The organism is Citrobacter sp. LST-B2, from assembly GCF_057983045.1.
In genome coordinates this window covers 3,426,677-3,447,045 of the sequence record NZ_CP192598.1, presented here as the reverse complement: position 1 = coordinate 3,447,045, position 20,369 = coordinate 3,426,677, and the positions used below count along the sequence as shown (strand labels likewise).

16 protein-coding genes and 6 tRNA genes are annotated in these 20,369 nt (G+C 52.8%); 9 read left to right on the top strand and 13 right to left on the bottom strand.

Annotation, left to right across the window (positions count from 1 at the left end; translation table 11 throughout):
- Positions 1-88: 88 nt before the first annotated feature.
- The 4 genes from ACQ0PY_RS16700 to ACQ0PY_RS16685 form a co-directional block, all read right to left on the bottom strand.
- Positions 89-164 (bottom strand) — tRNA-Lys (locus tag ACQ0PY_RS16700).
- Positions 165-168: 4 nt separating this feature from the next.
- Positions 169-244, bottom strand: a tRNA-Val gene (locus ACQ0PY_RS16695).
- A gap of 41 nt (positions 245-285) precedes the next feature.
- Positions 286-361: transfer RNA gene (locus tag ACQ0PY_RS16690), tRNA-Val, on the bottom strand.
- Between the two features lie 45 nt (positions 362-406).
- Positions 407-482, bottom strand: a tRNA-Val gene (locus tag ACQ0PY_RS16685).
- Positions 483-740: 258 nt separating this feature from the next.
- On the opposite strand from ACQ0PY_RS16685, the gene gltX reads away from it, so the two are divergent.
- A complete protein-coding gene (gene gltX, locus ACQ0PY_RS16680; protein ID WP_044258398.1) occupies positions 741-2,156 on the top strand; it encodes a glutamate--tRNA ligase in 1,416 nt (471 codons plus the stop codon).
- A 53-nt stretch (positions 2,157-2,209) separates the two neighbouring features.
- Here the strand turns inward: gltX and ACQ0PY_RS16675 are convergent, their stop codons facing one another.
- Together ACQ0PY_RS16675 and ACQ0PY_RS16670 are read right to left on the bottom strand one after the other, a co-directional pair.
- On the bottom strand, positions 2,210-2,602 hold the full coding sequence (locus ACQ0PY_RS16675; protein ID WP_042999922.1) for a MerR family transcriptional regulator: 393 nt from the start codon (positions 2,600-2,602) through the stop codon (positions 2,210-2,212).
- A 1-nt stretch (position 2,603) separates the two neighbouring features.
- Entirely contained in the window at positions 2,604-2,966 is a 363-nt protein-coding gene (locus tag ACQ0PY_RS16670) for a YfeC-like transcriptional regulator (protein WP_044267769.1), read from the bottom strand.
- Between the two features lie 221 nt (positions 2,967-3,187).
- Between ACQ0PY_RS16670 and ACQ0PY_RS16665 the strand changes: the two genes are divergently transcribed.
- From ACQ0PY_RS16665 to ACQ0PY_RS16655, 3 genes are all read left to right on the top strand, one after another.
- Positions 3,188-3,263 (top strand) — tRNA-Ala (locus ACQ0PY_RS16665).
- 39 nt (positions 3,264-3,302) lie between these two features.
- A tRNA-Ala gene (locus ACQ0PY_RS16660) sits at positions 3,303-3,378 on the top strand.
- Positions 3,379-3,575: 197 nt separating this feature from the next.
- The gene (locus ACQ0PY_RS16655; RefSeq protein WP_042999924.1) at positions 3,576-5,774 is read left to right on the top strand and encodes an EAL domain-containing protein; all 2,199 of its coding nucleotides are present in this window, start codon (positions 3,576-3,578) and stop codon (positions 5,772-5,774) included.
- A gap of 42 nt (positions 5,775-5,816) precedes the next feature.
- Here the strand turns inward: ACQ0PY_RS16655 and nupC are convergent, their stop codons facing one another.
- Entirely contained in the window at positions 5,817-7,019 is a 1,203-nt protein-coding gene (gene nupC, locus ACQ0PY_RS16650) for a nucleoside permease NupC (protein WP_042999925.1), read from the bottom strand.
- 271 nt (positions 7,020-7,290) lie between these two features.
- On the opposite strand from nupC, the gene ACQ0PY_RS16645 reads away from it, so the two are divergent.
- The 3 genes from ACQ0PY_RS16645 to ACQ0PY_RS16635 all read left to right on the top strand — a co-directional run bounded on the left by ACQ0PY_RS16645 (position 7,291) and on the right by ACQ0PY_RS16635 (position 10,235).
- On the top strand, positions 7,291-7,380 hold the full coding sequence (locus tag ACQ0PY_RS16645; protein WP_418219731.1) for a hypothetical protein: 90 nt from the start codon (positions 7,291-7,293) through the stop codon (positions 7,378-7,380).
- Entirely contained in the window at positions 7,361-8,599 is a 1,239-nt protein-coding gene (locus tag ACQ0PY_RS16640) for an Nramp family divalent metal transporter (protein ID WP_099434037.1), read from the top strand. The genes ACQ0PY_RS16645 and ACQ0PY_RS16640 overlap by 20 nt, the downstream gene beginning before the upstream one ends.
- Before the next feature lie 88 nt (positions 8,600-8,687).
- Complete coding sequence (locus tag ACQ0PY_RS16635) at positions 8,688-10,235, top strand: BglG family transcription antiterminator (protein ID WP_044258402.1); 1,548 nt, start codon at positions 8,688-8,690, stop codon at positions 10,233-10,235.
- On the opposite strand, the gene nagA is transcribed toward ACQ0PY_RS16635, so the two are convergent.
- From nagA to mgrA, 5 genes are all read right to left on the bottom strand, one after another.
- On the bottom strand, positions 10,228-11,439 hold the full coding sequence (nagA, locus tag ACQ0PY_RS16630; RefSeq protein WP_109740452.1) for an N-acetylglucosamine-6-phosphate deacetylase: 1,212 nt from the start codon (positions 11,437-11,439) through the stop codon (positions 10,228-10,230). The genes ACQ0PY_RS16635 and nagA overlap by 8 nt on opposite strands.
- Positions 11,432-12,784: a class-II fumarase/aspartase family protein gene (locus tag ACQ0PY_RS16625; RefSeq protein ID WP_042999929.1), complete on the bottom strand. Its 1,353-nt coding sequence runs from the start codon at positions 12,782-12,784 to the stop codon at positions 11,432-11,434. Before ACQ0PY_RS16625 ends, nagA begins: the two co-directional genes overlap by 8 nt.
- A 16-nt stretch (positions 12,785-12,800) precedes the next feature.
- Positions 12,801-14,360 carry a PTS transporter subunit EIIC gene (locus tag ACQ0PY_RS16620; RefSeq protein ID WP_044258408.1) on the bottom strand — a complete coding sequence of 520 codons (1,560 nt, stop codon included), beginning with the start codon at positions 14,358-14,360 and terminating at the stop codon, positions 12,801-12,803.
- Positions 14,361-14,486: 126 nt separating this feature from the next.
- The gene (ypeC, locus tag ACQ0PY_RS16615) at positions 14,487-14,816 is read right to left on the bottom strand and encodes a DUF2502 domain-containing protein YpeC (protein ID WP_042999931.1); all 330 of its coding nucleotides are present in this window, start codon (positions 14,814-14,816) and stop codon (positions 14,487-14,489) included.
- 114 nt (positions 14,817-14,930) lie between these two features.
- Positions 14,931-15,941 carry an L-glyceraldehyde 3-phosphate reductase gene (gene mgrA, locus ACQ0PY_RS16610; protein ID WP_109740451.1) on the bottom strand — a complete coding sequence of 337 codons (1,011 nt, stop codon included), beginning with the start codon at positions 15,939-15,941 and terminating at the stop codon, positions 14,931-14,933.
- Between the two features lie 181 nt (positions 15,942-16,122).
- Between mgrA and ACQ0PY_RS16605 the strand changes: the two genes are divergently transcribed.
- Entirely contained in the window at positions 16,123-17,778 is a 1,656-nt protein-coding gene (locus ACQ0PY_RS16605; protein ID WP_044258410.1) for an alpha-keto acid decarboxylase family protein, read from the top strand.
- Here the strand turns inward: ACQ0PY_RS16605 and ACQ0PY_RS16600 are convergent, their stop codons facing one another.
- Positions 17,779-19,014, bottom strand: coding sequence for an ion channel protein (locus tag ACQ0PY_RS16600; RefSeq protein ID WP_044258412.1), 1,236 nt, complete (start codon positions 19,012-19,014; stop codon positions 17,779-17,781).
- A gap of 204 nt (positions 19,015-19,218) precedes the next feature.
- Here ACQ0PY_RS16600 and glk point away from each other — a divergent pair, with 204 nt between their 5' ends.
- Positions 19,219-20,184, top strand: coding sequence for a glucokinase (glk, locus tag ACQ0PY_RS16595; RefSeq protein WP_042999936.1), 966 nt, complete (start codon positions 19,219-19,221; stop codon positions 20,182-20,184).
- Positions 20,185-20,369 lie beyond the last annotated feature (185 nt).

Sequence of the window (20,369 nt, the reverse complement as noted above, 5' to 3'; positions counted from 1 at the left end):
TTGGCATGAAATTCCCCAGACTCGGTACAGGCTCGAATCTGACAAACAGTACATAGCAAAAAGGCGCCTTTAGGGCGCCTTTCTACATTGGTGGGTCGTGCAGGATTCGAACCTGCGACCAATTGATTAAAAGTCAACTGCTCTACCAACTGAGCTAACGACCCGAAGTGGTGGGTGATGACGGGATCGAACCGCCGACCCCCTCCTTGTAAGGGAGGTGCTCTCCCAGCTGAGCTAATCACCCACTTCGGTACTTCACAATAAGAAATTTAGCTGGCGAGAAAGTGGTGGGTGATGACGGGATCGAACCGCCGACCCCCTCCTTGTAAGGGAGGTGCTCTCCCAGCTGAGCTAATCACCCACTTCTCAATTTCTTATCGACACGGCGGAGACTACATAAAGTAGTTGGTGGGTGATGACGGGATCGAACCGCCGACCCCCTCCTTGTAAGGGAGGTGCTCTCCCAGCTGAGCTAATCACCCCCGCTGTGTGGAGTCGCATTATAGGGAGAGTTGAAAATGAGTCAACGCATTTTCTAAAGAAATTGTTTGTTCGTCGTAATTTTAAGCAAAACGATCGTGAAACGGTCTCTGGCGCATGATTTCTAAACAAAAAGGGTTCTGTACGGCGTTTACCCGGTAACAACATTGAGGATTTACTTCACAGTGATAGAATATCGGCCATTCCATTTTTCCCGGATTTGCCGGTTGTCGGCATCTTTATAAACGTAAGGCCATTTCATGAAAATCAAAACTCGCTTCGCGCCAAGCCCGACAGGCTATCTGCACGTCGGTGGTGCGCGTACTGCTCTCTATTCCTGGCTTTTTGCACGTAATCACGGCGGTGAGTTTGTGCTGCGTATTGAAGACACCGATCTCGAACGTTCCACGCCGGAAGCTATCGAAGCCATTATGGACGGTATGAACTGGCTGAGCCTGGAATGGGACGAAGGTCCATACTTCCAGACTAAACGTTTCGATCGTTATAACGCAGTGATTGATGAGATGCTGGAAGCGGGCACGGCCTATAAATGCTACTGCTCCAAAGAGCGCCTGGACGCACTGCGTGAAGAGCAGATGGCGAAGGGTGAAAAGCCGCGCTACGACGGTCGTTGCCGTCATGGTCATGAACATCACGCTGATGATGAGCCTTGTGTTGTCCGTTTTGCCAACCCGCAGGACGGCTCTGTCATTTTTGACGACCAGATCCGTGGCCCGATCGAATTCAGCAATCAGGAGCTGGACGATCTGATCATCCGCCGCACCGACGGTTCCCCGACCTATAACTTTTGTGTAGTGGTGGACGACTGGGATATGGAGATCACCCACGTCATTCGTGGTGAAGACCATATCAACAATACCCCGCGCCAGATCAACATTCTGAAAGCGCTGAACGCGCCGGTGCCGGTGTACGCCCACGTCTCTATGATCAACGGCGACGACGGTAAAAAACTGTCCAAACGTCACGGCGCGGTGAGTGTAATGCAGTATCGTGATGACGGCTATCTGCCGGAAGCGCTGCTGAACTACCTGGTGCGTCTGGGCTGGTCCAGCGGCGATCAGGAGATCTTCACCCGTGAAGAGATGATCAAGCTGTTCTCCCTTGGAGCGGTCAGCAAATCCGCCAGTGCGTTCAACACGGAAAAACTGCAGTGGCTGAACCATCACTACATTAACTCGCTGGCGCCGGAGTATGTGGCAACGCATCTGCAGTGGCACATCGAGCAGGAAAACATCGATACCCGTAACGGCCCGGAGTTGGCTGAACTGGTGAAACTGCTGGGCGAGCGTTGCAAAACACTGAAAGAGATGGCGCAGAGCTGCCGTTACTTCTACGAAGATTTTGCCGAGTTTGATGCCGATGCCGCGAAGAAACACCTGCGTCCGGTGGCGCGTCAACCGCTGGAAGTGGTGCGTGACAAACTGGCAGCCATTACCGAGTGGACGGCTGAAAACGTGCATCACGCGATTCAGGCTACTGCTGATGAGCTGGAAGTGGGGATGGGTAAAGTCGGTATGCCGTTACGTGTGGCGGTAACCGGTGCGGGTCAGTCTCCTGGCTTAGACGTAACGGTGCACGCGATTGGAAAAACTCGCAGCATTGAGCGCATCAATAAAGCTCTGGCTTTTATTGCGGAGCGTGAAGCGCAACAGTAAGCGATCGCCGCATTAATGAAACGGCAGGGGAGACTCTGCCGTTTTTCTTTGCATTACTCAGAATCGTTCAGACCCAGGCGTGTAAGGAAACCACGGATACCTTCACGTGAAAGGAATAGCGCTAACTTTTCCTGTTCCGCAGCGGACATATTTTCCACGGCATCAATAATTTGCCTATAGGCATGACTGCGTACGACGGGATTGTACTCGGCCAGCGGCTCTTCAGCCTGATAAAATGCAGAATGGTTACGAAACGCCGGGATGTTCAAAATAAACTCCCGCACGCGTGTATCGATATGAACGAGTCTTGCCCGACCACCTTTAACACCTGGAAATTTTTCCGTTTCCCATTTTTGTTCACGTATCCAACGATTCACGGTTTGCTTAGCGACACCGAGGCAATCTGCCAGTTCTTCGGTGGTCATTTTGCTGCGTAATCTTTTCATATTATTTGCTGTCGCGGATCCCTAAGCGTTGTAATAAACCGGTAATCCCTTCCCGCAGTAGCAAAGAGGTAAAGTGTTTTTGTTCGGCAGACGTCATCTCTTTCACCAGCTTGATCAGGAGTGCTTCCAACGAGGCATCGCCAGGGGGTGAAAAGGTGTCAGACAATCCTTCCGCTGAGCGTTCTGCGCTGCGGATATATTCACGAACCTGTTCGTTAACATGCACCAGTCGCGCTTTACCGCCCTGAACGCCTGGTTTTGGTGATGTCGCCCAACCTTCTTTTCGCACCCATTTATTAATAGTCTGTCGGCTGTAACCCGTCAGATTCGCGAGTTCTTCTGGCGTCATCCGTTCCTTGAACATAACGATTCCCTGAATAGTCGTGTGGTTAATTAGTGGTTCATTTTATAGCACCATTTTAGTGGAAACCGTGACGTGTTTAACTACTGAATGCGAGTTGTTGCGCATTGTTCTTCATTTGTCTGCTTTTTCAGCGATTAGAATCGGCGCTTTCAATTTGCCGTTGACACATGCGAAGGGAATTCATATGATGCCGCCCGTCAACTCGACAAGCTTTACGTAATGGGGCTATAGCTCAGCTGGGAGAGCGCTTGCATGGCATGCAAGAGGTCAGCGGTTCGATCCCGCTTAGCTCCACCAAAAATTGAACCCAACAATTTTGGTACGTAAACGCATCGTGGGGCTATAGCTCAGCTGGGAGAGCGCTTGCATGGCATGCAAGAGGTCAGCGGTTCGATCCCGCTTAGCTCCACCAAATTCAGAACCCTCGCTGCAAAGCGGGGGTTTTTTTATCTCTGCGCGCCTTTCATTTTTGTAATACAGTTTCTATTAAGCCAGAATCTGTGCTCACAAATTCGGTGGATTTATCTGGCGGGTATAGGTTTGCTTCGCGGTGCGAATAAACTTATCATTTATGTGACAAATAGTTCGTTCCGTGAGAGCAGTTAATTCATGCCACCCAAGCATAACCTGATAAATAATATAAGAATATTCGCTCTTGCGATCGTGCTCTCCATCGCAGCCATCCAGTTTTCACGTTTGATTTCCCCGCGGACCATAGTGGACTCCAGCGATATCTATCTTTCGTGGCTACCGCTGTGCGTTCTGCTGTCGATGCTGCTGCTGTTTGGTCGACGCGCTGTTCTGCCCATTGTGCTGGCGTTATACCTGACCAATCACTGGAATCTTCATCTGCCGTTTGCGCAAGGTATCGTGTTGCTCTTTTGTCAGATGTTTGCCGTACTAGGAACGAGCGCGCTTGTTCGCTGGCATATTGGACCGCGCTGGCGTTACGGCTTGCCCGATCGCAATATCTGGCGCAGGGTGATTTGGTTTGGCTTTGTGGCTCCTGTCGGGATGAAGATCAGCATGTATCTCGCCGGGCATTATCTCGACTTCCCGGTCGCGGTGTCGACATTCTTTGGTGCTGCGGCAGCCATCTTCACGATTGTCGATATTCTGAGTCTGATCTCGGCGGCGCTGATCTTCACCTTGCTGTTTTATTATCCGCTACGGATGATTGTGAATCCACGGTATGCCCGAACGTTCTGGCGCAGAGACATTGCCCCGTGTTTCGATAAAGAAAAGCGCTTATTTACCGTCAGTTGGCTGGCCTGTATTTCGGCCCTTCTTGTCATTATGTGTTCTCCCCTGGAGAGCGGATACATTGCAGGGTATCTGGTGCCGGTCTTCTTCATTATTTTTACCACCGGCGTGGGTAAACTCACCTATCCGTTTATTAATCTAAGCTGGGCGATTAGCACGCTGTTCTTGTTGACCTATAACCGCAATTTCTTACAAGGCGTGGGGTCGGAGTATTCGCTGGCGTTTATCCTGTCGGTTCTTGTTTCGTTCAGTATTTGCCTGATGTATATGATGCGCATCTTTCAGCGTAGTGAATGGCTTAATCGCCGCTGGCATATGCAAGCGCTTACCGACCCCTTAACTCGTTTACCGAATCTGCGTGCGCTGGAGCAGTTCCTGAAAAAAGAGTCAGGGCAGAGCGTCTGCTGTCTGCGGCTGGAGAATCTGGAGTTTCTGAGCCGTCACTACGGCATGTTAATGCGCGTGCACAGCAAACGCACGGTGCACCGTATGCTGCAACCGTTGATGCTTGAGAATGAAAAAATCTTTCAGTTGCCGGGGAGTGAATTATTACTGGTGCTTAACGGGCCGGAAATGGACGCCCGTCTGCAACATATGCTCGACCTGTTGAACAGTCGTAAAATTTACTGGAACAACACCGGGCTGGACATGGGCTACGGCGCATCCTGGGGGCAATGGGATGGGAAGCAGGAGACGCTGCAACCGCTGTTGGGTCAGTTAAGCTGGCTGGCGGAACAATCCTGCGCCAATCACCGGGTACTGGCGCTGACGCATAGCCAGGAAGTCGCGACGGGCCAGACGACCGAACGGGTGCTGCTGCTCAATAAAATTCGTAAAGCGCTCGATAACGGCGATCTCCTGCTTTATGCGCAGCCTATCCGCGACGCTCACGGCAAAGGGTACGACGAGATTCTTGCGCGGCTGAAAAGCGATGAAGGTATCATGACGCCGGATCAGTTCATCCCGCTGATCGCGCAATTTAACCTCAGCGCCCGTTTTGATTTGCAGGTGGTGGAAGCCTTGCTGAACTGGCTATCTGCGCATCCTTCTGGCGAGGCGGGACCGCTTTTCTCGGTGAATCTCATGCCGCTGACCCTGCTGCAAAAAGAGACGGCGCCGCGCATTATTCGCCTGTTCACCCGCTATGGTATCGCCCCGGAAACGGTGATCATTGAGATCACCGAAGAGCAGGCATTTTCCAATTCGGAAACCAGCATGCAGAACCTTGAACAGTTGCATAAATTCGGCTTCCGGATTGCGATTGACGATTTTGGTACCGGGTATGCCAATTACGAGCGCCTGAAGCGTTTGCAGGCTGACATCATCAAAATCGACGGCGTGTTTGTAAAAGATATTCTGACAGATTCACTGGACGCGATGATTGTGAAGTCGATAACCGATCTGGCAAAGGCGAAGTCGTTAAGCGTGGTGGCGGAATACGTGGAAACCCCTGCGCAGCGGGAGCTGCTGTTAAGCCTGGGCGTGAACTACCTGCAAGGATATCTGATTGGACGACCGAGGCCGTTAGGGGAATCACAGGTATAAAAAAACGGGGATGCGCTCCCCGTTTTGTGTGTCAGTGCTGTCTTACAGAACCAGTGCGGCGATAGAGGCAGACAAGACGCTCACCAGCGTAGAGCCGTAAACCAGTTTCAGACCGAAACGGGATACGACATTACCTTGCTCTTCGTTCAGGCCTTTAATCGCGCCTGCGATGATACCGATAGAAGAGAAGTTGGCGAAGGAGACCAGGAATACAGAAAGGATACCTTCCGCGCGCGGAGAGAGCGTGGCGGCGATTTTCTGCAGATCCATCATTGCAACGAATTCGTTGGAAACCAGTTTGGTCGCCATGATACTGCCTACCTGCAACGCTTCGCTGGACGGCACACCCATCACCCAGGCAATCGGGTAGAAAATGTAGCCCAGGATGCCCTGGAAGGAGATGCTGTAGCCGAACCAACCGGTGACGGTGGCGAACAGGGCGTTCAGCGCGGCGATCAGGGCGATAAAGCCGATCAGCATGGCGGCAACGATAATCGCAACTTTAAAGCCCGCCAGAATGTATTCACCCAGCATTTCGAAGAAGCTCTGGCCTTCGTGCAGGTTGGACATCTGGATGTTTTCTTCGCTGGCATCAACGCGGTACGGGTTGATTAGCGACAGCACGATAAAGGTGCTGAACATGTTCAGAACCAGCGCCGCAACCACGTATTTAGGTTCCAGCATGGTCATGTATGCACCGACGATAGACATGGAAACGGTGGACATTGCTGTCGCGGCCATGGTGTACATACGGTTGCGGGACATTTTGCCGAGAATATCTTTATACGCGATAAAGTTCTCAGACTGACCGAGGATCAGCGAGCTGACGGCGTTGAAGGATTCCAGTTTGCCCATGCCGTTGACTTTGGATAACAGGAAACCAATGGCACGGATGATAATCGGCAACACGCGAATATGTTGCAGAATACCGATCAACGCTGAAATGAAGACGATAGGGCAGAGAACTTTCAGGAAGAAGAAGGCCAACCCTTTATCGTTCATGCTGCCAAAGACGAAGTTCGTCCCTTCATTGGCGAATCCGAGCAGTTTTTCAAACATTTCGGAGAAGCCTCTCACGAAGCCGAGGCCGACGTCAGAGTTCAGGAAGAACCACGCCAGTAACACTTCGATAACAAGCAGTTGAACGACATAACGAATGCGAATTTTTTTACGGTCACTGCTTACCAGCAATGCGAGGATCGCAACAACGGCAAGTGCCAGGACAAAATGAAGGACGCGGTCCATATTTGCTCCAAATATGAGGCAGGTTAAGTTTTCGTGCACATTCTATGCAACGTGTACAAAGAAAACGAGATCTAACACACACTATAATCAGGACCTGTGACGAGATTCAAAAATAGTGATCCGGCATACACTTCTGTTATGTCTAATGCGAAAGTAAATAGTTAAGTTATTGTGCTAATATAATAACAATTATTAAACATGCCACGCGCATTCCTGTACCCACACTTTTATCGTTCCCGCCTATTAGAGAAATCAAGGTTACCTTTTTTACATGCACTTGATAACCATTCTCATCAGGCATACTATAAAACATAGCAAAGGCTATGTTTCCGAGGCAGAAGATGACAAACGATCGCGTTGAGAGTAGCAGTGGAAGAGCAGCGCGCAAGTTAAGGCTCACATTAATGGGACCTGCGTTTGTCGCGGCTATCGGCTATATCGACCCGGGCAATTTTGCGACCAACATTCAGGCCGGTGCCAGCTTTGGTTATAAACTGCTGTGGGTGGTGGTCTGGGCAAACCTGATGGCGATGCTGATTCAGGTCTTGTCTGCGAAACTGGGTATTGCGACGGGTAAAAATCTGGCTGAACAAATTCGCGATCACTATCCGCGGCCGGTAGTCTGGTTCTATTGGGTGCAGGCGGAGATTATCGCGATGGCGACCGATCTCGCGGAATTCATCGGGGCGGCGATAGGATTCAAACTGATCTTCGGCGTTTCGTTATTGCAGGGGGCGGTGCTGACCGGGATCGCCACCTTTCTGATCCTGATGCTCCAGCGGCGTGGACAAAAACCGCTGGAAAAAGTGATCGGCGGCCTGCTGCTGTTTGTCGCCATGGCTTATATCGTTGAACTGATCTTTTCCCAACCCAACTTTGCACAGTTGAGTAAAGGCATGATAATCCCTGACTTGCCCAACTCTGAAGCGGTATTTCTGGCCGCCGGGGTGCTGGGCGCTACCATCATGCCACATGTAATCTACCTGCACTCTTCGTTAACACAGCACCTGCATGGCGGCACGCGTCAGCAGCGCTATGCGGCGACAAAATGGGATGTAGCTATCGCCATGACCATTGCGGGGTTCGTCAATCTGGCGATGATGGCGACTGCCGCCGCCGCGTTTCACTTCAGTGGTCACACCGGTGTTGCCGATCTGGATCAGGCTTATCTGACGCTGGAGCCGTTATTAAGTCACGCGGCGGCAACGGTCTTCGGACTGAGCCTGGTGGCGGCGGGGTTGTCGTCAACGGTGGTTGGTACGCTGGCGGGGCAGGTCGTGATGCAGGGGTTTGTCCGCTTTCATATCCCCTTATGGGTGCGGCGTACCATCACCATGATGCCGTCCTTTATCGTGATTCTGATTGGCCTTGATCCGACGCGGATTCTGGTGATGAGCCAGGTGCTGTTAAGCTTTGGTATTGCACTGGCGCTGGTGCCGCTGCTGATATTTACCAGCGACAGCAAACTGATGGGCGATCTGGTGAATACCCGCTGGGTTAAACAGACTGGCTGGATGATTGTGGTGCTGGTGGTGGCGTTGAACCTGTGGTTGCTGGTCGGCACGGTGCTGGGGTTGTGATCTAACCCGCCGTGACACGCAACAGGTCACGGTTTTAGTCCTGGATTTCCGTTATCCTGCATCTTGCATTATCCACTGGCGAGCGTTCATGAATCACTTTGATCTCTCTTTCCTGAAGTATTTACAGGATAACAGCCCGCTGTCGATTGACGAGGCGGTTCAGCGTTTCGGTAAGACTCTCTCCACGCTAAAACGCACCATGAAAGAGCTCAATGAACTCTTGCCGGAAGACGTCCAGCTCCATCAGGATAATCAGTTTATTACGACCCGGATTGGCTATAGCGAATACCGGCAATTTTTAGCGCGTATACGTTTTAATCGCTATATCACTACGTCGGAAGAGCGTGTGAGGGATCTCCTCGTGGCGCTCTGTTTGCATGATGTGGTGAATAAAAACGAGTACTACAAAAAGTTTTATGTCAGCGCGGGGACGGTCAAAAATGATAATCCCGTGATGTTGCGTCTGGCGCAAGAACACGCCCTGACGGTACAAAGCATCCCACGTACCGGGTCGCGGCTTGTCGGCGATGAGTTCTCGTTGCGCCTGGCGGTGTGCATATTAATACTCAAAACCGTTGAGATTGGTGAACACCACCAGTTGATAGCCCATCAGGCGAATGAGCCCGTCAGTCGTTCGATTGCCGATCAGTTTCTGAGTGAATGTGCTTCGGAGATTACCCAGGCTGCACGTTGCTATGAAGACGTTATCCGGCCGATTAACACGCTGGGTTACAATGGTCGGAAATACTTGCTGGTGTATTTGAGCCTCGCGTTACATCGCATCCGCCGGGGACATGTAATCAAAGAGAGTACGACGACGCCGTTTTTGACGACGTTCCCTTTTGAGGCCATGACCAATCCGCAGGAAAACCGCTGTCTGGATCTCCTGATTGCTTCGCTGACGTTTACGTATCGCCCTTTCACCTTATATGACGCCAGCCTGGTGGCGCATGTGAAACGGACCTGTGAACGTTTAGCCGCTAGCCTGAACAACACCATTCACAATCAGCATGCCTGGTTTGCCGAGGTTTATCACTTTATCTATGCCGCCATCATCCAGAATAAATTTCATCTCTGGTTTGATGATAAAAAACTGCATAACGTCCAGAATCGTTACCCTGAACTCTGGGACGACGTTCAGTCTGCGGTGAGCGAGATTGAAAAAGGCTGGCAAACGACGTTTTCCGCCATTCATCTGGCGACACTGGTGTTGATCACGAAAAAATATGAGCTTAAAAACCGGGTAGTGAGTGAGCCGAAAAAGCGGGTCATTATTGTGACGAACTCTTCGGAAAGTAAGGTCGGGTATTTCAAAGAGGTCCTGTCCTCACGTTTTCATATCGATATCCCGGTATGTATTAATATCAATGAGATTGAACAGCTCCAGTCACGTGAGTTTGATCTGCTGATCACCTTTACCAATAAGATCTCAAGCCATTTGCGGTATGCCGGACTGGATTACGTCAAAGTTAACTTCTGGCTAACGCAGGATGACTTCCAGTTGCTTCGTGAGCGGGGACTTGCCTCCGCGCGCAAAAAAATACCTGCTGAGCAGTTTGTTCAGCAGGTACAGGGTATGAGTCCCGAGGCGCTCAGGGATTTCCTCGAACGCCATTATGGTGATGTGTTTATTTAGCCAGTGGTTGTAAGACGCCGCGACACCAGACGGCTTCAAGATCTAACGCCTCATCAAGGACCAGAATATCGGCATCTTTTCCGGGCGTCAGGCTGCCCTTACGCTGTTCAACACCGGCGAGAATCGCCGGATTCAGGCAGGCAATCTGCGCTACGGAAACCCAACTATCCTCCAGACGATCAACCACATTTTTCACTGAATCCAGAAAGCTCATCTCCAGTGTGCAGACGTCCGCCCAGTCATCAGGCGAGACCGTGCGGATATTGCCGTGGCGATCGGTAATTTCCAGAAGATGATGGCGAATACGAAACGTCTCCTGACGCAGGTAATGGTGAAATTCAAACCCTTCCGGGAAATCCACATATCCCAGACAGTCGCTGACCATGACCAGACGACGATCTTTTTTCAGACGATAGAGAATATCGAACACTTCCGGGCGCAGAGTGATGCCGCTTTGTTTTGCCACTTCGGCGAAGGTGTCCTGGTGGTACATCAGCGCGCCGACAACGCCTGGCTCACGATGATGTAATCCGCGCATGGCGCTGAAGGCGTGGGTAAAGTGGCATAGCCCTGCTTCAATCGCCCGGGTGGTTTCGTCAAACGTCGCATCGGTATGCCCTGCGGATACCGTGACGCCAGCCTGGTGCAAATGACGGATCAGCGGCAGCGCATCCGGCAACTCTGGCGCCAGCGTCATTAAGCGAATATGCCCCCGTGCAGCCTGCTGATAGCGTTCAAAGCCCTCAATGCTGGGGAGCTGAATAGACTCCTTGCGCTGCATCCCGCTGTATTTGGCATTGATAAACGGTCCTTCCATGTGAATGCCGACGGCTTCAGCCCCGTCTTCCGCTTTCGCGTGCGCAATCCAGTCGGCGGCCGTGGTCAGACTCTCCAGTAAGAACGCGTCCGGCTGGGTGGCGGACGTAGCAAGCCACGCGGTGACCCCGGCATTGACCAGATCCCGGCTCATCGCCTGTAAAGAGTGACGCTCCCCCTTCCAGGCAAACGAACCTCTTCCCCAACCGTGGACGTGGATATCGACAAAACCCGGCATCAGCATCGCATGTTGGTAATCAACCACCTGGCCGCGAGGAGAATTATCCAGGCCAACAATCTGTCCCTGTTTGATATGCAGATAACCGCGTTGTATCCCGTCGGGTGTGATGATTCGGTCGCTTGCCAGAGAGAGCAGGGGGTCAGACATCCTCTTTCTCCCATACGCGTGCTGCCGTTTCGGCGGCGATCTCCGCACACAAACCGAGGTAGTGGGCGGGATCGAGCAGGGCGTCGATTTCTGTATCGCTAAAATGCTGGCGAATCAGGGGGTCGGCGCGCAGCACGTCGGCATAGGGCAATCCCTCGTGGGTGCTGCGCATCGCCAACTGGTACACGCGCTCGTGCGCCGCGTCTTTGCCTAACCGCTCCACCAGTTGCATCATGATTTTTTCGCTATTGATCAAGCCATGGGTTAAGTGGACGTTCTGGCGCATACGTTCAGGATTAATCACCAGCGTACGGGTCAACTCTTCCGCGCGCATCACGATCTCCGCCATCAACTCCATGCTTTCCTGAATATTTCCGTCGAAGATAAAGTAGGCTGAACTGTCTGCTTCAAATGGGCGAGGGCTGACATACAGGCAGGAAGTGAGCACGGAATACAATTTTTGCGCGTTGGCGATAATCCCTTTAGCCAGTTTGGGGTTCACTTTTTGCGGCATAGTGCTGCTGCCAACCGTTCCTTTGGTAAACGCTTCAGAGACTTCAGCGAACTCTTCGCTGGAAGTCTGATACACCTCTTCGGCGATTTTATGCAGCGTGGTGGCGAGCAGGCACAAATTGCTGATGTATTCCGTGCGATAAACGCGGGAGTTACGCGAAGGGATCGCCATGGAGTGCATTCCCAACCGTTGTGCGACGCGATCCTGCACCCGACGTCCAGTTTCGCCAGTGGCGTGAAACGCCCCCACAGCCCCCCCCATCATCACCGTGAAAACGCGTTTTTCTGCTTCCTGCATGCGCTGTTGGGCACTCAACAGTTCGTCAATCCATACGGCAGCTTTATAGCCCCAGGTCACCGGTAAGGCATGCTTACCGTGGGTGCGACCTGGCATCAGGGTGGCCTGATGATCGGATGCCATTTTCGCCAGGTTGCGCAGAATATCATTCACAAAACCCTGCATGATGTCATCGAACTGCTTTGCCAGGTAAAGCTGTGCGGTTTGCTGGATATTCTGGGTGGTGACGCCATAGTGCACATACTTCCCGCTTTCGCTGTCGCAGGCTTTGACCAGTACTTTAATCACCGGGACAAAGCCGTGGCCTATCTCGCGGAGCAGGCGTTCCATTTCTGTCAGGTCGATTTTATCGACGCGACAGTTGGCGGCAATATTTTCTGCCGCACGGGTGGGAATCATCCCGTATTCAGCCTGTGACAGCGCCAGAGCAGCTTCGACATCCAGCCAGGACTGGACCCGCGCAGGTTGAGCGAGCAGCGTTTTCATTCCCCGATCGTCGATGGTTTTACTTTTTGAATCATACAATGCGCGCATTCCTGTCTCCTTAAGCTTATTTCGCGCCGACAAGGCGGTCATCTACCGCATTGCGGACAAATTCGACGTGTGGGCCAAAGACCACGTGGACATGGTTGCTGGAGGGGATAAAGGTACCCAGCGATCCCGATTCTTTCAGCACGGTCATGTCCATTTTTTTCTGATCCTTTACATCGACACGCAAACGCGACACGCAGTTTTCAACATGTTTAATATTATCGGATCCGCCTAGTCCCTGAATAACCAGTTCAGCGACCTTGTCGTACTCTTTATTATTCAGCAAGGTACTGTCTGACGTTTCACTTTCGCGTCCCGGCGTTTTTATATCAAAGCGAGCGATCGCGAAGCGGAAAACGACGTAGAAAACGACAAAGTTAATGGCGCCAAGAAGCAGTAAATTTACCCAGTGCGTCTGTTCATACATCAGACCAAAAATACCGAAGTCGAAGATCGTGCCGCGAATATAGCCGATGGACACGTCCAGCATTTGCAGTGGAATAGTCAGCAAGCCGCAAAGTATGGCGTAAACAATAAAGAGCTGTGGAGCAATAAACAGGAAGGAAAACTCCAGCGGTTCGGTGATATTCCCCAGCATGGCGGTGAGCACCACGGTCAGAATCATCCCTTTGGCAAATTTCTTATTCTTAAAATAGGCCATGTGATACATCGCCAGCCCAATCGCTGGCACGCGGAACAGCGTGGTGAGCATTTGCGACGACGCCAGATAACTGGTGAGCGTCGGCATATATTCCTTCCAGGCAGGATGGGAAGGGCCAAGCTCAAACAGGATCTTATTAATCGCAGGCAAAATGCCGACGTACGTTTGTCCGTCAATGAGATAGGTACCCCCAGCTGCGGTAAAGCGGACGGTAGAACTCAGGACATGGTGTAAACCAAATGGAATTAACAGACGGTTGAGCGTCATGTAAATCCCGGCACCGATATTAGGAGCCATCATAATGGTTGAAATGGCGCGCATACCGGCAGTAAACAGATCCCAGATAAAAGGGATAATTAACCCCACGGGAATCGAAAAGGCGATAGCCAGAATCGCTACGGATTTCTTACCGCTGAAAAAAGCAAAGGCGAGAGGAAGTTGCAATCGGTAAAACCGGTCGGTGACTTTGGCCGCCAGTAGCCCGGCAATAATGCCGCCAAGCGCTTCGATTTTCAGCGTCTGAATACCGAGTACCATTCCTTGCCCAACGAGCGCCAGCTCATCTTTTGCCAGTGTACCCGCCAGTTTGAGGTGAACATGCATGGCGATAAGTAGCGTCAGATAGGCCACCACGGAGGCAAAAACCGCAATCCCTTTCTCTTTTTTGGACATGCCGTACGCCACACCCATCGCGAATAATAACGGGATATTGTTGAATACGACGCTACTGATTAATCCCAGTGAAGAAAGAATGGCTTTAAATATATCGTTCCCGAGAAACGGGAGTTTTTCTATCATATAGCTCTGGCCTAACGCAGAGCTAATTCCCATGACCATCCCCACGGGCGCCAGTACGGCAATCGGCAATAACAGCGATCGACCGAATGTCTGAATTTCATTCTTAAAATTAGCATTCATAAGTTAATCCTGACGTGAATTCTCATGAGGATAAGATACGTTCAGGATATTTTTGCTCAAGGGCAAATGGTGCAGGATAAAAAGCGCAGGATTTGACCATAAAAAAGAGCCCGAAGGCTCTTTTTTTTAATGATGGTGACCGTGGCCTTTTTTCCCGCGCCCGCGATGGTCGTCGCGATCGCGCCAGCCTTCCCGGTATCCGCGCTCGTAAGCATTACGCTTATCCCAGCCACGGTGATAGCCATTGTCATGTCGCCACCAGCGATTTTTACGCCATTCATAATTGCGATGCCAGTAGTCACGGTCACGCCAGTGTCCGCCGTCCCAGTAGTTACCGTAATTATCGCGATCGCCAATTTGTAATTTTATCGATGGCAACAGGGTGATTTCGCCCGCGTTTGCGGCAAGCGGTGTAAAAGCCAGTAGGGCTGCCGCCAGAATCAGTGACCTGAACATTCTTTATCTCCTTCACGATCGAAGCCGTAGTCGGCCTGTTAACGTAATATTACGGGGCCGTAAAGCCCCATTTCATCGCCTTAACTCTTAAATCATGAATGAGAGCACGAATTGCTAAAAACGCTGCTCACGCTTACTGTTCAGAATGTTGTCGATATCGACGCATTCCTGGTCAGTGAAATGACGATTGGCCAGCATGCCGACCGCATCCTCAATCTGCGAGGTTTTACTGGCACCAATCAGGACCGAGGTGATGTTATCGTCGCGCAGTACCCATGCAAGCGCCATCTGCGATAATTTTTGTCCGCGCTTTTCAGCCAGTGCATTGAGCTGGCGAACGGTTTCCAGCTTTCCGGCGGTAAGTTGATCAGCATTCAGAAAACGGCTTCCGCTTGCCGCTCTGGAATCAGCCGGGATCCCGTTCAGATAGCGATCGGTGAGCTGTCCACCCGCCAGCGGGGAAAAGGCAATGCTGCCCACCCCTTTTTCCTGCAACATCGTCAGCAGTTCCTCCTCCACCCAGCGTTCAAACATCGAATATTTAGGCTGATGGATCAGACATGGCGTGCCCAAATCATTGAGGATATCGATAGCTTCACGAGCGCGATCGGCCGGGTAATTGGAAATCCCGACATACAGCGCTTTCCCCTGGCGTACGAGGTGATCGAGCGCTTGCATTGTCTCCCGCAGGGGCGTTTCAGGATCGGGACGGTGGTGGTAGAAAATATCTACGTACTCCAGCCCCATTCGCTTCAGGCTTTGATCAAGACTGGCAATCAGATACTTGCGGGATCCCCAGTCGCCGTAAGGGCCGTCCCACATGGTATATCCCGCTTTGGTGGAGATAATGAGCTCATCGCGCCACGGTAAAAAATCTTCCTGCAGGATGCGGCCAAAGTTGCGTTCCGCTGAACCCGGCGGGGGACCGTAGTTATTGGCGAGGTCGAAGTGGGTAATCCCCAGATCAAATGCGCGCTGAAGCAGTGCCCGGCTGTTTTCCACCAGGGTGGTATCGCCGAAGTTATGCCACAGGCCAAGCGAAATGGCGGGTAGCTTCAGGCCGCTCTGACCGCAACGGCGAAATGCCATTCTCTGATAGCGATTTTCATCAGGCTGGTAAACCATTGTCTTCCCTCGCAGTGAATTCAGCTCCCCAGTGTATACGTTTACACTGGTGATTTTTCAATGACATTTTCACTCCGGAAACTGTAAATCCTGCTTTCCACCCTCATCGCCGCCTCTTTCTGGACAGCCCCGACGCTTCTTCAATACTCAACATGAGGTTACCGTCAGAAGGAAAGCTGTCATGCAAACCCCTTACACCGTTGCGGATTACCTGCTCGACAGAATTGCCGGGTGCGGCATCGGGCATCTGTTTGGCGTGCCGGGTGATTACAATTTGCAGTTTCTTGACCATGTGATCGACCATCCGCACGTGCGCTGGGTTGGGTGTGCCAACGAGCTTAACGCTGCCTATGCGGCGGACGGTTATGCCAGGGTCGCCGGATCCGGAGCGCTGCTGACTACCTTTGGGGTCGGGGAGCTGAGTGCGATGAATGGCCTGGCGGGCAGCTATGCGGAATATGTCCCCGTTCTGCATATTGTTGGCGCCCCATGTAGCGGCGCGCAGCGTCGGGGAGAACTGATGCACCACACGCTGGGCGACGGCGATTTCCAACACTTCTACCGGATGAGCCAGTCCCTTTGTGCGGCCAGCGCAGTGTTGGATGCGCAAAACGCCTGTCATGAGATTGACCGTGTACTGAGTACGATGTTGACCGCCCATCGCCCGGGTTACCTGATGCTGCCTGCTGACGTGGCGAAACGTCCCGCGTTGCCTCCTTCAGCGGAACTGATCCTCTCTGCACCGGAATCGCAGGGGAGCGTGGTGACGGCATTTCGCTATCATGCCCGACAAAAGCTGATCAACAGTCCCCGCGTGGCGCTGCTGGCCGATTTTCTCGCCCACCGTTTTGGTCTACAACCGGTCCTGCAACGCTGGATGGCCGAGACGCCTATCGCCCACGCCACGCTGTTGATGGGAAAAGGACTTTTCGATGAACAACAGCCGGGATTTGTCGGCACCTATAGCGCGGGGGCCAGCAGTGACGACGTCCGTCAGGCGATAGAAGAGGCGGATACGACGATTTGTGTGGGTACCCGATTCGTCGATACGCTAACGGCTGGCTTCACCCAGCAACTGGCGCTGGAACGCACAATTGAGGTGCAGCCGCAGGCATCGCGGGTGGGAGGCATCTGGTTCAGTGGACTGTCTATGGAGCAGGCGGTTACCACGTTACGTGAGCTATGCCTGGAACTCTCCATTGCGCCGCCGCCCGTTAAACCTGCGACCGTACAGCTGCACATCGAACGAGGTCCACTGACCCAGGAGAACTTCTGGCATACCGTGCAGCAGGCGCTGGCACCCGGCGATCTGATCCTGGCCGATCAGGGAACGGCGGCATTTGGGGCCGCGTCCCTGTTGTTGCCTACGGGGGCGGAACTGATTGTCCAACCGCTCTGGGGATCGATAGGCTATTCGCTGCCCGCCGCGTTTGGCGCGCAAACGGCGGCGCCTGAGCGTCGGGTTATCCTGATAACCGGCGACGGCGCGGCGCAACTGACCATCCAGGAAATCGGCTCCATGTTGCGCGACGGGCAAACGCCGGTAATTCTGGTACTCAACAACGACGGCTACACCGTCGAGCGAGCTATCCACGGGGAGAAACAACGGTACAACGATATTGCTTCCTGGAACTGGACGCAGATCCCTCGGGCATTCAGCCTTGCGGATCAGGCTGAATGCTGGCGGGTGACTCAGGCCATCCAGCTCGAGGAAGTTCTGGCCCGGCTGGCACGTCCACAACGGCTCTCGCTGATAGAGGTCGTGCTGCCAAAAGCCGATTTACCCGTGTTATTACGTAAGGTCACCCAGGCGCTGGAGTCGCGTAACAGCGGATGACTATTTGTCCTCCCGGTTGGCGACCATCATGGGTTTGCCCGCCAGCAACAGCCAGGCCGGAAGCATCACAATACACAGCAGCGGCAGCAGGGTGGTATCCGGTACCACCACAGCAGCCATAAACAGGCTAAGCCAGCCGTCACGGGTGACGACCAGCACCAGGCCAAGAATAGCGCAGGAAACGGTAATCGCGGCCGGAACGGCTTCAACGTGGGCGTGTAGCATCAAACCTAATGCCACGCCGATAAACACGGCCGGGAAGATCCGCCCGCCGCGAAAACCACTGGCCGCAGCAATGACCAGCGCAGCGAGTTTTATCACCGCGAGCATAAAAAAATCTGTGGTGCCGAGCGTCTGACTGAACGCCATTTGCTGCATTTCATCCAGACCTTTAAACAGCGTCAGTGGTCCACCCATCACGCCGAGTAACCCTAACAGGAAACCTCCAACGCCGAGGATCAGCACCGGATTCTTCAGGCGATGCAGTAAAGCGTGCAGCCGGGGTAAGCACCAGACCGCCACCATCCCCGCGGCAATAGCAATCGCCGCCACCACGGCTCCAGAGAAAATGTCCACGATGCGCATCTGGGTGTAATGGGCGATCGGGAGCGAGAAATGCGGGTGAAAAAACAGGCTGGTGGTCAATGAACCTGCCGCCGCCGCCATTAACGGCGCAAAGAGGCGATCCCACAAAGGGGTATCGTTAGAGCCACTCAGGGTTTGCGAGAAAATCAGCGCGGCGGCGACCGGCGTGCCAAACAGGGCGCCGATGGTGCCGGCCGAGGCCAGAATGGTCCAGTCGAGGGCGCCAATCCGTGGGAAAAACCGACGTCCCAGCGCAACGGCTAGCGCGATGTTAACGGCCATAATCGGATGTTCGGGACCAAGGCTGACGCCACCCGCCAGACCCAGCACCAGTGCGATGATTAGGCCTGGCAATGCAACAGGAGAAATTGGCGCACCGATCAGCGGTTCGGTGGCCGGATCAGGGCCAGCGTGCCCGGTGCTGTAACGAATCACCAGCCCCACCAGAACCCCGGTTAACGTCAGGGTGAGCATGATCCAGAGCGGGGAATCGGCGGCAATCCCCACACTTCCCGGCAGACGTTGCCAGAGTATGCTCTGTAAGATGGAAGCAAACTTCATGACCACAATCAGGACTAAACTGGATGCAACCCCCAGAATCAGCGCGGGGATCGACAATAACAACATGGTTCTGGCTCGCGGATGGAGCATGTTTTTTTCCTTAATACCGTGTCTTACGTTCAGTTTGCCGCGTCAGCCAGATGGCATCGCTGCAAATGGTGCTGAAACGATAAAGTTATTGTGTGACCTGGATCGATATTTTCAGGGGACTCGCTTTTCTGAGATTGTTGTTATGCCCCCGTATATTTACAGTGTGGCAAAGACTTATTTTGACTTTAGCGGAGCAGTAGAAGAATGACAAAGTATGCTTTAGTAGGTGATGTCGGCGGCACCAACGCTCGTCTTGCTCTGTGTGATATCGACAGTGGTGACATCTCGCAGGCTAAAACCTATTCCGGTCTGGACTATCCCAGTCTGGAAGCTGTCGTGCGTGTTTACCTCGATGAGCACAAGGTGAAAGTGGACGCTGGCTGTATCGCGATCGCCTGTCCGATTACGGGTGACTGGGTGGCTATGACCAACCATACCTGGGCGTTTTCTATTGCGGAGATGAAAAAAAATCTCGGTTTCAGTCATCTGGAAATCATTAATGATTTCACTGCGGTGTCGATGGCGATCCCGATGCTGAAAAAAGAGCATTTGATCCAGTTTGGCGGCGCGGAACCGGTTGAAGGTAAACCTATCGCAGTGTATGGCGCGGGCACCGGTCTGGGGGTATCGCATCTGGTTCATGTTGATAAACGCTGGGTTAGTCTGCCGGGCGAGGGTGGTCATGTCGACTTCGCGCCGAACAGCGAAGAAGAGGCGATCATCCTGGAGGTCCTGCGCGCTGAGATTGGTCACGTCTCTGCAGAACGCGTGCTTTCTGGTCCGGGTCTGGTAAATTTGTATCGTGCAATCGTCAAATCTGACGGACGTCTGCCAGAAAATCTGCAGCCAAAGGATATTACCGAACGTGCGCTGGCCGACAGCTGCACGGACTGTCGCCGCGCGCTGTCGCTGTTCTGTGTGATTATGGGGCGCTTTGGCGGCGATCTGGCGTTAACGCTGGGCACCTTTGGCGGCGTCTACATTGCCGGTGGTATCGTGCCGCGCTTCCTGGAGTTCTTCAAAGCCTCGGGGTTCCGTGGCGGTTTTGAAGATAAAGGTCGCTTTAAGGCCTACGTTCAGGATATTCCGGTGTATCTGATTGTTCACGATAACCCCGGTCTGCTCGGTTCCGGCGCGCATTTGCGCCAGACGTTAGGCCAGATTCTGTAAGTCTCGTTCCACAGGAAAACCGCGTGTCCCACGCGGTTTTTTGGTCTCTGCTCTCTGCGTCGCACGGGTTCACAGTTTATGACCAGGCGGCATCCGTAACCCTGTCCGAGCATAACGAGACCCGTAAACCACGTCCACCAACTGGTATCGTCGCAAAAATTGCAGGTATAATCTCAGACATCATT